The 13,359-nt window shown below is 65.8% G+C and carries 11 protein-coding genes and 1 pseudogene; 5 read left to right on the top strand and 7 right to left on the bottom strand.

The annotated features are described in order from the left end of the window. From secA to ABFB10_RS08325, 3 genes are all read left to right on the top strand, one after another. Nucleotides 1–2,745, top strand: a complete 2,745-nt coding sequence (gene secA, locus ABFB10_RS08335) for a preprotein translocase subunit SecA (RefSeq protein WP_347166161.1) — start codon at nucleotides 1–3, stop codon at nucleotides 2,743–2,745. Nucleotides 2,746–2,893: 148 nt separating this feature from the next. Next, nucleotides 2,894–3,886: a translocase gene (locus ABFB10_RS08330; RefSeq protein ID WP_347166160.1), complete on the top strand. Its 993-nt coding sequence runs from the start codon at nucleotides 2,894–2,896 to the stop codon at nucleotides 3,884–3,886. A gap of 21 nt (nucleotides 3,887–3,907) precedes the next feature. Beyond that, nucleotides 3,908–5,467 (top strand): phosphate ABC transporter substrate-binding/OmpA family protein, encoded by a 1,560-nt coding sequence (locus ABFB10_RS08325; protein ID WP_347166159.1) that lies wholly within the window; start codon nucleotides 3,908–3,910, stop codon nucleotides 5,465–5,467. 58 nt (nucleotides 5,468–5,525) lie between these two features. Here the strand turns inward: ABFB10_RS08325 and radC are convergent, their stop codons facing one another. From radC to dnaK, 5 genes and pseudogenes are all read right to left on the bottom strand, one after another. After that, nucleotides 5,526–6,296, bottom strand: coding sequence for a RadC family protein (radC, locus tag ABFB10_RS08320; RefSeq protein ID WP_347166158.1), 771 nt, complete (start codon nucleotides 6,294–6,296; stop codon nucleotides 5,526–5,528). Nucleotides 6,297–6,509: 213 nt separating this feature from the next. Beyond that, entirely contained in the window at nucleotides 6,510–7,064 is a 555-nt protein-coding gene (locus tag ABFB10_RS08315) for a DnaJ C-terminal domain-containing protein (protein WP_347166157.1), read from the bottom strand. A gap of 13 nt (nucleotides 7,065–7,077) precedes the next feature. Beyond that, nucleotides 7,078–7,155, bottom strand: a pseudogene (locus ABFB10_RS08310) (hypothetical protein); the annotation flags it as partial. A gap of 104 nt (nucleotides 7,156–7,259) precedes the next feature. Then, nucleotides 7,260–7,655, bottom strand: a complete 396-nt coding sequence (locus ABFB10_RS08305) for a DnaJ domain-containing protein (protein WP_347166156.1) — start codon at nucleotides 7,653–7,655, stop codon at nucleotides 7,260–7,262. A gap of 81 nt (nucleotides 7,656–7,736) precedes the next feature. After that, the gene (gene dnaK, locus ABFB10_RS08300; protein WP_347166155.1) at nucleotides 7,737–9,662 is read right to left on the bottom strand and encodes a molecular chaperone DnaK; all 1,926 of its coding nucleotides are present in this window, start codon (nucleotides 9,660–9,662) and stop codon (nucleotides 7,737–7,739) included. A gap of 208 nt (nucleotides 9,663–9,870) precedes the next feature. Here dnaK and ABFB10_RS08295 point away from each other — a divergent pair, with 208 nt between their 5' ends. Next, complete coding sequence (locus tag ABFB10_RS08295; RefSeq protein WP_347166154.1) at nucleotides 9,871–10,485, top strand: alpha-ketoglutarate-dependent dioxygenase AlkB family protein; 615 nt, start codon at nucleotides 9,871–9,873, stop codon at nucleotides 10,483–10,485. Nucleotides 10,486–10,934: 449 nt separating this feature from the next. Here the strand turns inward: ABFB10_RS08295 and ABFB10_RS08290 are convergent, their stop codons facing one another. Together ABFB10_RS08290 and ABFB10_RS08285 are read right to left on the bottom strand one after the other, a co-directional pair. Beyond that, nucleotides 10,935–11,528, bottom strand: coding sequence for a COG3650 family protein (locus ABFB10_RS08290; RefSeq protein ID WP_347166153.1), 594 nt, complete (start codon nucleotides 11,526–11,528; stop codon nucleotides 10,935–10,937). 45 nt (nucleotides 11,529–11,573) lie between these two features. Continuing rightward, nucleotides 11,574–12,404: an ABC transporter permease gene (locus ABFB10_RS08285; RefSeq protein WP_347166152.1), complete on the bottom strand. Its 831-nt coding sequence runs from the start codon at nucleotides 12,402–12,404 to the stop codon at nucleotides 11,574–11,576. Between the two features lie 154 nt (nucleotides 12,405–12,558). Between ABFB10_RS08285 and cysQ the strand changes: the two genes are divergently transcribed. Next, the gene (gene cysQ, locus ABFB10_RS08280; RefSeq protein WP_347166151.1) at nucleotides 12,559–13,356 is read left to right on the top strand and encodes a 3'(2'),5'-bisphosphate nucleotidase CysQ; all 798 of its coding nucleotides are present in this window, start codon (nucleotides 12,559–12,561) and stop codon (nucleotides 13,354–13,356) included. Nucleotides 13,357–13,359 lie beyond the last annotated feature (3 nt).

The following is a 13,359-nucleotide window of genomic DNA, read 5'->3' as shown; positions in this document are numbered from 1 at the left end:
ATGTTCGGAAAAGTCGCACGCAAGATCTTTGGCACGCCCAATGACCGCAAGGTCAAGGCGACGCGGCCGCTGGTCGAGAAGATCAACGCGCTGGAGCCGGAGTTCGAGACGCTCGACGACGCCGGGCTGATCGCCAAGACCGAGGAATTCAAGAAGCGGATTGCCGAGGGCGAGAGCCTCGACAACCTCCTGCCCGAGGCCTTTGCCAACTGCCGCGAGGGCGCCAAGCGGGCGCTGGGTCTGCGGGCCTTCGACGTGCAGCTGATGGGCGGGATCTTCCTGCACCAGGGCAATATCTCGGAGATGAAGACCGGTGAGGGCAAGACGCTGGTCGCCACCTTCCCGGCCTACCTGAATGCGCTGACCGGGCGCGGCGTGCATGTGGTCACCGTCAACGACTATCTCGCCAAGCGCGACGCGGAGTGGATGACCAAGGTCTACGGCGCGCTCGGCCTGACCTGCGGCGTGATCTACCCGCGCCAGCCCGAGGACGAGAAGGCGCAGGCCTATGCCTGCGACATCACCTACGCGACCAACAACGAGCTTGGCTTCGACTACCTGCGCGACAACATGAAGTCGGACCTCGCCCAGATCAACCAGAAGGACCACTACTTCGCCATCGTCGACGAGGTGGACTCGATCCTGATCGACGAGGCGCGGACGCCGCTGATCATCTCGGGCCCGGCGCAGGACCGGTCGGAACTGTATCAGGCCATCGACAAGCTGATCCCCGAGTTGCAGGAGGATCACTACGACCTGGACGAAAAGACCCGCAACGTGACCTTCACCGACGAGGGCAACGAGTACCTCGAAGAGCAGCTTCAGGCGCGCGGCCTGCTGGCCGAGGGGCAGACGCTCTATGATCCCGAGTCCACCACCGTCGTGCACCACGTCAACCAGGCGATCCGGGCGCACAAGCTGTTCCTGCGGGACAAGGATTACATCGTCCGCGACGGCGAGGTGATGCTGATCGACGAATTCACCGGGCGCATGATGCAGGGCCGCCGCCTGTCGGACGGTCTGCACCAGGCCATCGAGGCGAAGGAAGGCTGCACCATCCAGCCCGAGAACGTGACGCTGGCCTCTGTCACCTTCCAGAACTACTTCCGCCTCTACGAAAAGCTGTCTGGCATGACCGGCACCGCCTCGACCGAGGCGGAGGAATTCCAGCAGATCTACGGCCTTGGCGTTGTCGAGGTGCCAACCAACCTGCCGATCGCGCGGATCGACGAGGACGATGCGGTCTATCGCACCGGCGCCGAGAAATACGCCGCCATCGTCGAGGAAATCCGCAAGGCGCATGAGAAGGGCCAGCCGGTTCTGGTGGGCACGACCTCCATCGAGAAGTCCGAGATGCTCAGCCGCCTGCTGACCGAGGCCGGTCTGAAGCACAACGTGCTGAACGCGCGCCAGCACGAGCAGGAGGCGCAGATCGTCGCCGACGCCGGCAAGCTGGGGGCGATCACCATCGCCACGAACATGGCGGGCCGGGGCACCGACATCAAGCTGGGCGGCAACGTCGAGTTCAAGATCATGGAGGCCATCGCGGCAGAGCCCGATGCCGACCCCGAGGCGATCCGCGAGCGCATCGAGGCCGAACACGGCGCTGCCGAGCAGGCGGTGAAAGAGGCCGGGGGCCTCTTCGTGCTTGCGACCGAGCGCCACGAAAGCCGCCGCATCGACAACCAGCTGCGCGGCCGTTCGGGCCGTCAGGGCGACCCGGGCCGGTCCTCCTTCTTCCTGTCGCTCGAAGACGACCTGATGCGGATCTTCGGCAGCGAACGTCTGGACAAGGTGCTGTCCTCTCTGGGCATGAAAGAGGGCGAGGCCATCGTCCACCCCTGGGTGAACAAGTCGCTGGAGCGCGCGCAGGCCAAGGTCGAGGGGCGCAACTTCGACATCCGCAAGCAGCTGCTCAAGTTCGACGACGTGATGAACGACCAGCGCAAGGTGATCTTTGCCCAGCGGCGCGAGATCATGGAGGCGCAGGATCTCAACGAGATCGTCACCGACATGCGCCACGAGGTCATCGACGAACTGGTCGATACCTACTGCCCGCCCGTGGCCTATGCCGAACAGTGGGACATGCAGGGTCTTTATGCCGCCTGCATCGAGAAGCTGAGCCTTGATGTGCCGGTGATCGGCTGGGCCGAAGAGGATGGCGTCGACCAGGACGTGATCCGCGAGCGGCTTGAAGAGGCCTCTGACAAGATGATGGCCGAGAAGGCCGAAGCCTTCGGCCCGGACACCATGCGCCAGATCGAAAAGCAGGTGCTGCTGCAAAGCATCGACGCCAAGTGGCGCGAGCACCTTCTGACGCTGGAACACCTGCGCTCTGTCGTGGGCTTCCGGGGCTACGCGCAGCGCGATCCGCTGAATGAGTACAAGAACGAAGCCTTCCAGCTGTTCGAGAACATGCTCGAAAGCCTGCGCGAACAGGTGACGGTGCAGCTGTCGCAGGTTCGCCCGATGACCGAGGAAGAGCAGCGCAGGATGGTCCAGCAGATGGCGCAGCAGCAGGCCGAGATGCAGCGCGCCGCGCAGGCCGCCCAGGCCGCCCAGCAGCCGGAACCGGCCCCGGGCGCTGTCGCACCGAACCCGGCGACGATGGAAATGGCCGGAGGCGCGGCCCTCGAAGGTTTCGACGAGAACGATCCCTCGACCTGGGGCAACCCGGGCCGCAACGACCTGTGCCCCTGCGGATCGGGCCAGAAGTTCAAGCACTGCCACGGCAAGCTGAGCTGAAACGGTTCAAACGGTTGGAAAGGGCGCCTTCGGGCGCTCTTTTACCGTGAGAGCCGGACAATCGACAAAATGAGTCCGCCGGTTGGACAAACCGGCGCCTTGTTTGCGGAACAGAGTGTTTCCTGACCTTGTGGATCAGGAGGCCGCCATGTCGCGGATCAGAAGCTATATCATGGGCGGTGCGACCTTCGCCTGCGCCCTGGGCATCGGATACCTCATGCAATACGGCCTGCCCGGCCAGACAACGGAAACCGTGGCGGCGCCATTGACGGTGACCGCGATCACGCCGACCTCTTCCGCCGGGGTCATGCCGCTGCTGCCGATGGACGCCGGACAGGGCATTGCCCGCGCCGATCCCGAAGCGGCGGTGACCCTCGCCGCCGTCGACGGTCCGATGCCCGTCGCCGGGGACGATCCCCTTGCGGTGGAAATTCCCGCCGACCAGCCCGCCGCCGGGCCTTCCTGCGAGATTGCCATGACCGCAGAGCCCATGGCCGGGGCCATGGTGACCCTGACCCTCGATGCGCCCTGCCAGGCGGGCGAACGGGCGACCCTGCACCATCAGGGCCTGATGTTCACAGAGATCCTGCCGTCGGACGGTCGGCTGAAGCTGTCCGTCCCGGCCTTCGCGCAGCGGGCCAGCTTCATGGTCAGCTTCCCCGGGGGCGCGGGCGCCACCGCCATCGCGGACGTCACATCGCTGGCTTTCTACGACCGGGTCGCGGTCCAGTGGAAGGGCGAGGCGGGCCTGCAACTGCACGCCCGCGAATTCGGGGCCGACTACTTCCAGCCCGGGCACATCTGGTCGGACAGTGCCGGCGAACTGGCGGCGGCGGCCCGTGGTGAGGGCGGCTTTCTGGTGCGGCTGGGCCGCATGGACACGCCAGAAGCACTGGTGGCCGAGGTCTATTCCTTCCCCAGCGGCACGGCGCGTCAGGGCGGCGACGTGGCGATGACGGTCGAGGCCGAGGTCACCGCGCAGAACTGCAGCCAGACCGTCGAGGCCCAGACGCTGGAAATCCGCGACGGTGCGGGCCTGCGGGTGCGGGACCTCGTGCTCGACATGCCCGGATGCAAGGATCTTGGGGATTTTCTGGTGTTGAAAAACCTCGTCGAAGACCTGAATATCGCCGGACGGTGACAGGCGACTGACGGGGCTTCCATGGCGCATCTTCGTGCGGCGATCTTCGCCGCACTTTTCATTGCGGTCGGGGCTTTGGGCGCCGCCGCGCAGGACGTGACGCTGCGGTCCCGCGACGGGGCCATCGAGATCGTCGGAACACTGCTGGGCTTCGACGGAGAGTTCTACCGCGTCGAGACCGAATTCGGGGAACTGACCGTCGACGGGTCCGGCGTGAACTGCACCGGCTTCGGCTGCCCCTCGCTGATCGACTTCGTGGCCGAGATCTCTGTTTCCGGCTCCGCGACCATCGGGCGTGTGCTGATGCCCGCGCTGATCGAGGGCTTTGCCCTGCGCAACAACCTGACCTCGGAACGGCTGACCGAGGAGGAAGACCCGGCCCGCTTCACCTACGTGCTGCGGGACGGCGACAAACCCGTGGGGCGGTTCCATTTCCACGTCTCGAACACCGATGAGGGCTTTGCCGATCTGCTGGCGGACGAGGCGGATATCGTCATGGCCATGCGCGAGATCCGCCCGGAGGAGGTGCGGCAGGCACGCGAGGCCGGGTTGGGCGACATGGCCGATGCTCGCCGTTCGCGGGTGATTGCGCTGGACGCGATGGTGCCGCTTGTCGAGGCGGGCAATCCGGTGGTGGCGCTGTCGATCACCGATATCGTGCGCGTTCTGACCGGGCGGGTCGACAACTGGTCGGCCTTCGGCGGGCCCGATGCGCCCATCACGGTGCATCTGCGCGGCGCGCAATCGGGCCTGTCTCAGGCGATGGAAGACCGGCTGCTGCGCCCGGCCCGCGCCGAGCTGGGCGCCAGCGTGGTCCGGCACGCCAGCAACCGGGCGCTGGTCGCGGCGGTGGCCAACGACCCCTTCGGCCTTGGGCTGGGCAGCTTCTCGGACACCGGGCTGACCAAGACGCTGGTCCTGACCGGCCCCTGCGGCTTCCAGCTGCGCGCCGCGCGGCGGACGATCAAGACAGAGGATTACCCGCTGACCGCGCCGATGTTCCTCTACGTTCCGGCGCGGCGGCTGCCGGCGCTGGGGCGCGACTTCCTGACCTATACCCGCAGCACCCCGGCGCAGATCGTGATCCGGCGGGCCGGGTTCGTCGATCAGGAACCCGAGGCGGTGCCCATGGACCTGCAGGGCGACCGCTTCGCCAATGCGGTGCTGGTGGCGAGGGATGCCGGCGGGCTGGAGAACCTGCAGGCGATGACCCGGGCGCTGCTGCGCAAACAGCGGCTCAGCCTGTCCTTCCGCTTCGAGGCCGGGTCGGCCCGGCTGGACGCGCAGTCGCGGTCGAACGTGATGCAGCTGGCCAGCGCGCTGGAGGCGGGCCGCTTCGACGGGCGCTCGCTGCATTTCGTCGGGTTCTCGGACGGCGCCGGACCGGCGGAGGGCAACCTGACCATCGCCACGCGCCGGGCCACGGCGGTGCGCGAGGCGGTGGAACTGGCCGCCGACACCGCCGATCTGTCGCGGGTGACGCTGTCGGTGATGGCCTTCGGCGAGGCCATGCCCATGGCCTGCGACGACAGTGCCTGGGGGCGGCAGGTCAATCGTCGGGTCGAGATCTGGGTGGACTGAGGGCGAGCCGAATTCCGTCACGGAATTCGGGCCGGTTTCTTTGAAAGAAACCGGCGCGCTACAGCAGGCCTTCCGCGCGAAAGCTGAGTTCGCGCGATTTGCCGATGACGAGGTGATCGTGCAACGCGATGCCCAGGCTGTCGGCGGCGCGCTGGATCTGCGTGGTCATCTCGATATCCGCCTGGCTCGGGGTCGGATCGCCCGAGGGGTGGTTGTGCACGAGGATCAGCGCCGTCGCGTTCAGTTCAAGCGCGCGCTTCAACACCTCGCGCGGGTAGACGGGCACATGGTCCACGGTGCCGCGGGCCTGCGGCTCGTCGGCGATCAGCACGTTCTTGCGGTCCGGGAAGAGCACGCGGAACTGTTCGATATCGTCATGGGCCATGGAGGTCTGGCAGTAGTCCAGCAGCGCGTCCCATGAGCTGACCACCGGCTTTCTCAGCACCCGCGCCTGTGCGAGGCGCTGCGCGGCGGCCTGGACGATCTTCAGTTCCGTGATGACGGCGCGGCCCACGCCGCTGACCTCTTCGAGCCGGGGCAGGGGGGCAGACACGACGCCGTTGAAATCGCCGAAGCGGTCGAGCAGCAGACGGGCCAAGGGTTTGACATCCTGTCGCGGAATGGCACGGAACAGGAGCAGCTCCAGCAGTTCGTAATCCGGCAGGGCCTCGGCGCCGCCGACAAGAAAGCGGTCCCGCAGCCGGGCGCGGTGATCGCGGATATACGAGGGCTGCGTTGTCCTGCCGTCGGGTCGTGGGGGCGCGGCGGGCGCTTCGTCCGCATCGAAAAGCGCGGGCTGGGTGTCGGAGAAATGCCGGATGCGTGCCATGCGCCATCATGGGCCGAAGAAGGTGAACGCGGGGTTAAAATCATCCGCCCATGCGGGCCTTCGGGTCCTCAGCCGCGCCCAAGGCAGGCCCCCGCGCGGCAGAGGCGCTGGCCGCGCCCGCGCTCAAGGGGGATGTGACGCCCTTCCGACAGGGCGCAGCGTCCTGTGGGGATGTCCGGGGCCGTCGCAGCGACGGCGCCCGGACGGGTCTTCTCAGCCCTTCATGGAATCCCAGAAGTTCTTCACCGACTTGAAGAAACTGGTGGATTCAGGGTTGTTGTCCTCGGCCAGCGACTCGAACTCTTTCAGAAGCTCTTTCTGGCGCGAGGTCAGGTTCACCGGGGTCTCGACCGCAAGCTCGATGAACATGTCGCCATGCCCCGGCTGCCGCAGACCCGGCATTCCCTTGCCGCGCAGGCGCATCTGCCGCCCGGATTGGCTGCCCGAGGGGATCTTCACCCGCGACCGCCCGCCGTCGATGGTCGGCACCTCGATGTCGCCCCCCAGCGCCGCCACGGTCATGGACACGGGCACGCGGCAATGCAGCTCGCGGCCTTCGCGCTCGAAGATCTTGTGCGGCGTGACCTCGACGAAGATGTAGAGGTCGCCCGGAGGGCCGCCGCGCATCCCGGCCTCGCCCTCTCCGCCAAGGCGGATGCGGGTGCCGGTCTCGACCCCGGCGGGGATGTTCACCGAGAGCGCCCGATCCCGCTGCACACGTACCGGAACCGGAACAGGTGCGACAGGGGTTCTTGATGATCTGGCCAAGGCCCGAACAGGTCGGGCAGGTGCGCTCGACGGTAAAGAAGCCCTGCGTGGCGCGGACCTTGCCCATGCCCGAACAGGTCGGACATTGCACCGGCTCGGCGCCGCCTTCAGCCCCGGAGCCGCTGCACGACCCGCATTGCACCGAGGTCGGCACGTTGATCGTCTTCTGGATGCCGTTAAAGGCCTCTTCCAGCGTCACGCGCAGGTTGTAGCGCAGGTCATCGCCACGCGCCGCGCGCTGGCGCCCGCCACGCTGGCCCCCATGAAATCGCCGAACAGGTCGTCGAAGACATCGCTGAAGGCGCTGGCGAAGTCGGCATTGCCGTGCATCCCGCCGCCGGGGCGCGGCCCGCCGCCCATGCCGCCCTCGAAGGCCGCATGACCATAGCGGTCGTAGGCCGCCTTCTTGTCGGCGTCCTTCAGAACCTCGTAGGCCTCGTTGACTTCCTTGAACTGCGACTCGGCCTCGGGATTGTCGGCGTTGCGGTCGGGGTGAAGTTCCTTGGCCTTCTTGCGATAGGCCTTCTTCAACTCGTCTGCAGAGGCCCCCTTGGTCGCGCCGAGAACATCGTAGTAATCGCGCTTGGACATTAGCCGTCCTCCTTATGCGGGAACGTCTAAGGGCCGGCCCGGTGTCCGGACCGGCCCCTGATTGGTTCCGACAGCGAAGCCTCAGGCCCGCTTGTTGTCGTCGAGATCCTCGAAGTCCGCGTCGACGATGCTGTCGTCGTCGGCGGGGCCAGAAGAGGTGTCGGCAGCGGCGGGCTCGGCGTCGTCACCGGACTCGGCCTGTGCCTTGTAGATCGCTTCGCCCAGACGCATCGCGGCCTCGGTCACGTTCTGGATGCCCGACTTCAGCTTGTCCGCCGAGATGTCGTCCTTTTCCAGATCGTCCTTCAGCGCGGCCACGGCCAGCTCGATCGCTTCGACGGTCGAGGGGTCGACCTTGTCGCCGTGATCTTCCACCGACTTCTCGGTCGAGTGGATCAGGCTTTCCGCCTGGTTGCGGGCCTCGACCAGCTCGCGGCGGCCCTTGTCGGCCTCGGCGTTGTCCTCGGCCTCCTTGACCATGCGCTCGATGTCGTCGTCCGACAGACCGCCCGACGCCTGGATCGTGATCTTCTGCTCCTTGTTGGTGCCCTTGTCCTTGGCACCAACCGACACGATGCCATTGGCGTCGATGTCGAAGGTCACTTCGATCTGCGGCATGCCGCGCGGGGCCGGCGGGATGTCCTCGAGGTTGAACTGGCCGAGCATCTTGTTGTCGGCAGCCATCTCGCGCTCACCCCGGAAGACGCGGATCGTCACAGCCGACTGGTTGTCCTCGGCGGTCGAGAAGACCTGGGACTTCTTCGTCGGGATCGTGGTGTTCCGGTCGATCAGGCGGGTGAAGACACCGCCCAGCGTCTCGATGCCCAGCGACAGCGGGGTCACGTCCAGCAGGACCACGTCCTTGACGTCACCCTGCAGAACACCGGCCTGAATGGCGGCGCCCATGGCGACGACCTCGTCGGGGTTCACACCCTTGTGGGGCTCTTTCCCGAAGAACTTGGTGACCTCTTCGATGACCTTCGGCATCCGTGTCTGACCGCCGACCAGGACGATCTCGTCGATGTCGGAGGTGGTCAGGCCGGCATCCTTCAGGGCCGCCCGGCAGGGCTTGATCGAGTTCTTGACCAGGTCACCGACGAGGCTTTCCAGCTTGGCGCGGGTCAGCTTCATCACAAGGTGCAGCGGGGTGCCGCCGGCGCCCATCGAGATGAACGGCTGGTTGATCTCGGTCTGGGTGGCCGAGGACAGTTCGATCTTGGCCTTCTCCGCCGCCTCTTTCAGGCGCTGAAGGGCCATCTTGTCCTTGGTCAGGTCGACCTGGTGCTCTTTCTTGAACTCGGACGCCAGGTAGTTGACGATCCGCATGTCGAAGTCTTCGCCACCGAGGAAGGTGTCGCCGTTGGTCGATTTGACCTCGAAGAGACCGTCGTCGATTTCCGGGATGGTCACGTCGAAGGTGCCGCCGCCAAGGTCATAGACGGCGATGGTCTTGCTGTCCTTCTTGTCGAGACCATAGGCCAGCGCAGCCGCGGTCGGCTCGTTGATGATGCGCAGGACTTCGAGGCCCGCGATCTTGCCGGCGTCCTTGGTGGCCTGACGCTGGGCGTCGTTGAAGTACGCGGGCACGGTGATGACCGCCTGCGTGACTTCCTCGCCAAGGTAGCTCTCGGCGGTCTCTTTCATCTTCTGCAGCGTGTAGGCAGAGATCTGCGAGGGCGAGTACTTCTCGCCGCGGATTTCCACCCAAGCGTCGCCGTTGCCGCCGTCGACGATCTTGTACGGCACGATGTCCTGATCCTTCGTCACCTCGGGGTCGGTGGTGCGACGGCCGATCAGGCGCTTGACGGCAAAGACGGTGTTTTCGGGGTTGGTCACGGCCTGACGCTTTGCAGGCTGGCCAACCAGACGTTCGTCGTCGGTGAAGCCGACGATAGAGGGCGTGGTACGCGCCCCTTCAGCATTTTCGATCACCCGGGCCTGAGAACCATCCATGATGGCCACGCAGGAGTTGGTTGTCCCGAGGTCGATACCGATCACTTTACCCATGAGTTCGATCCCTTTTTGCTTCAGGCGATGTCACGAGGCCGAGACCCGTTACGGCATCCCGCCCCGCATTCGATGTCGCTGGCGGAATGGCCCGGCCAGCGCGTTCGGACGGTATATAAGGAGGGCAAAAGGGGCCTGCAAGCGTTCCGAGAGGTGCATTTGACGGGAAATTCTTGGACTCGGCCCGGATTTGACCGACAAGGGGCGCATGGGCGATTTCCTTGATGTGAAGGGGTTCCGGGTCTACCCCGGCTGGCTGGACCGCGCCGCGCAGGAGCAGCTGGTCGAGCATCTGCGCGCGGTGTTGATGCAGGCCCCGCTGGTGCAGCCGGTCACGCCCCGGGGCAAGCCGATGTCGGTGCGCATGGGCGCCTGCGGCGATTACGGCTGGGTGACCGACCGCAAAGGCTATCGCTACGAGCCACGGCATCCCCAGGGCATGGGCTGGCCGCCGATCCCCGAAGCGGTGCTGGCGATCTGGCGGGATGTGTCCGGCTGCGCGCGCCTGCCCGAGTGCTGCCTGATCAACTGGTACGGCGAGGGCGCCCGGATGGGCCTGCATCAGGACAAGGACGAGGGCGACTTTTCCTGCCCGGTGGTCTCGGTCTCTTTGGGCGATGACGGGCTGTTCCGCATGGGCAACGTCGAACGGGGCGGCAAGACCGAGTCGGTCTGGCTGAAGTCCGGCGACGTGGTGGTGATGGGCGGCGCGGCGCGGCTGGCGCATCACGGGGTGGACCGGATCCGCTTCGGCTCTTCGACATTGCTGCGGGACGGCGGGCGGATCAACCTGACCCTGCGGGTGGTGACGGCAGCGGCATGAGGGCCTTCGGCTCTCCCGTGCTGTCGCCTCGCGTCTCAGGGCGGGGCGCCCCTTGCGATAGCCTTGTGCGCGGTGTCTCGTGCCGCCGTGCCGAAATTCAGACATCCAGAAAGTCCGACGCTCCTGCGAATCGTTCCTCGCGCCGTTCCGAGCTGTTGACCACCCAGCGCGGAATCAAGGCGAAGCCGCCGCGCATCATGCCAGAGGCAGGCCTCCTTCATAACGGGCCGATCAAGCGGCGCACCTCTGGTGCGACGGCCCGGCGATTTGGCTGCCGCCAGCGCGACCTGATTGAGGGCTTACGGCCTTTGCAGGGATAAACTGCTTTCCTGACGCGGAGGATCGCCGGACCACGGCCCGACGCTGCACGGCTTGGCGTGCGTTGGTGACAGAGGTGCATATCCTTCTTTCGCAGGCGTGATGGCACTCGTCCTGACCCGCGTCGGCGCTCACTCGTCCAGCGTGCAGCACCCGGAATACACCCGGTCCTCGCGCGACAGGAACAGGGTCACGTCAAAGCCGTACTCGCGGTCGGACATGCCGTCGTCGCAATAGGCGGGCATGATCATCGCATCGAGGGAGCCTTCGCCGCCCTCGCCGCGCAGCGTGTATTTCAGCGTCGGCGACCACAGCCGTTGCAGCGGGCCGACGCCGTAGGTCTCTCCGTCCATGACCTCGGGAGAGCGATACTGCGCCGTCTGGCCGGGGCGTATGTGCAGGCTCCAGAACGGTTCGGTGCCGAAACAGGTCAGCGCCTGCGCGTTCGGCAGGTCGCCGTCGGCGCGCGGGGCGAGGTAGCGTATGGACGCCCAGCCAGCGCGCTCTTCGATGTTGACGAGCCCCCAGCCGTTCTCGACGCGCATCACCTCGATGGCGCGGGCATCGTGGGCCAGTTCTCCCACCACGGGGGCCTTGGCCGAAGGCGCCTCGCGCAGGTTCAGCGTGTCGTCAGAGGCAACACCGGACACGTCGTGCAGGCGGGGATAGTCCTGTGCGGCGGCCGCCCCGGCGAGCAGCGTGAAGAATGCGATCCGTGAAAACATGTCCTGTCCTTTCGCAGGCGCCGGGCCCCCGGACAGGCCCGCCGTCTAGCGGCGCGCGTTCCACGAGGCAGAGGCGTGTTTGCGGGTGTAGAATTCGCCCATCAGGCCGATCATGAGCAGAACGATAGACAGGTAAAAGGCATATTCCCAGTTGGAATTCCGGGGGTTGTAATCGACGAAAGCGTACCCGCGGGACTGGTCGATGGTGTGGAACAGCGGGTTCCAGTCGAACATCACCAGCATGTAGGTGGGCAGTGTATTGGCCACGAACATCTTGCCCGAGGCGATCATGTTGGCGCGCTGGTAGATCGTCGTCAGGATGCTGACCGGCGTCGGGAACCAGGGCTTGATCGCCAGCACCACCATGCCGATCGCCGCGCCGGAAAACCACGACAGCAGCAGCATCGCCAGGCAACCGATCGGGTCGTGGATCTCCTGCAGGACGAAGGGGTTGAAGGCGACATCGTAGATGAACAGGATCGCCATCAGCGACAGCACCTGGATATACAGCGACGACAGCATGGCCGAGATGATTGCGATCATCGTGTTCATCGGCGCGTGCTGCATCATCGGGCTGGCCGGCCCTTCCGACCCGGCGACCGCGCCCAGCGTCTTGGTATGCGTCATGTAAAGGAAGACGCCGGTCATGATGTAGACGAGGAAATCGCCGCGCAGGGCCGATCCGCGCATCCCGAGGATCAGGAACATGAAGTAGAAGGCCAGCACGAAGATGATCGTCTGCAGCATGTTCATGAAGATCGCCATGAAGGCGTTGTTGTGCGTCTTGCGCACCGCGCGCACGGAATTGTGGTAGATCAGTTCGGCGATGTAGACGGCGGATTCCAGCCGCGAGCGGGGTTTGGCGGTCTCGAACATGGGTCGCGGGTCTCCGGTCTGCTCGTGGATGCCGCCGGGATCCGTCGTCCCTGCCTCGGGCGGTGCGGCGCTTGCCGTTCTGATTGATCCGAACCATAAGCGGAATGGGTTTTCAAATCAATGAATCCGCGTGGTCGCGCGGGGGAGCTTTGCGGTGAATTATTCCGAACTGACCATCGTGCTGCGCCGGCTGGCGCTGGAGGCGGGCGACAAGATCATGGCGATCTACGAGGCAGACGATTTCGAGGTGAAGTCGAAGTCCGACGACAGCCCGGTGACAGAGGCGGACGAGGCGGCGGACGCGCTGATTTCGGCCGGTCTGCGCGCGGCCTTTCCCGACATGCCTCTGGTCACCGAAGAGCAGGCCGACAGCCACGATCTGGACGCGATGACCTTTCTGATCGTCGATCCGCTGGACGGCACCAAGGAATTCGTGAAGCGGCGCGGCGATTTCACCGTCAATATCGCGCTGGTCGAGGATGGCGTGCCGACGCGCGGCGTCGTCTATGCCCCGGCGCGCGGGCGGATGTTCTACACCGACAGCGTCGGCAACTCGGTCGAGGAAATCGGTCCCTTCGACAAGGCCGCGCCGGGCGAGACCAAGCGGATCAGGGTGTCCGAGCCCGACAACGCCGCGCTTCTGGTGGTGGCCTCGAAGTCGCACCGCGATCAGGCGACCGACGACTACATCAACCTCTACGAGGTCGCGGACGCCAAGAGCGCCGGTTCCTCGCTGAAGTTCTGCCTTGTTGCCACCGGCGAGGCGGATATCTACCCGCGCCTCGGGCGGACCATGGAATGGGACACCGCCGCCGGTCACGCGGTGCTGAACGGCGCGGGCGGGCGCGTGGTGCGCTTCGACGATCACACGCCGCTGGCCTATGGCAAGGAGGGTTTCGCCAACCCCTTCTTCATCGCCTACGCGCCGGGGGTCGAGCTGAAGCAGGGCTGATGC

The organism is Ponticoccus litoralis (assembly GCF_039769985.1).
GTDB lineage: Bacteria > Pseudomonadota > Alphaproteobacteria > Rhodobacterales > Rhodobacteraceae > Ponticoccus > Ponticoccus litoralis.
This window is presented reverse-complemented; position numbering and strand designations above follow the sequence as displayed.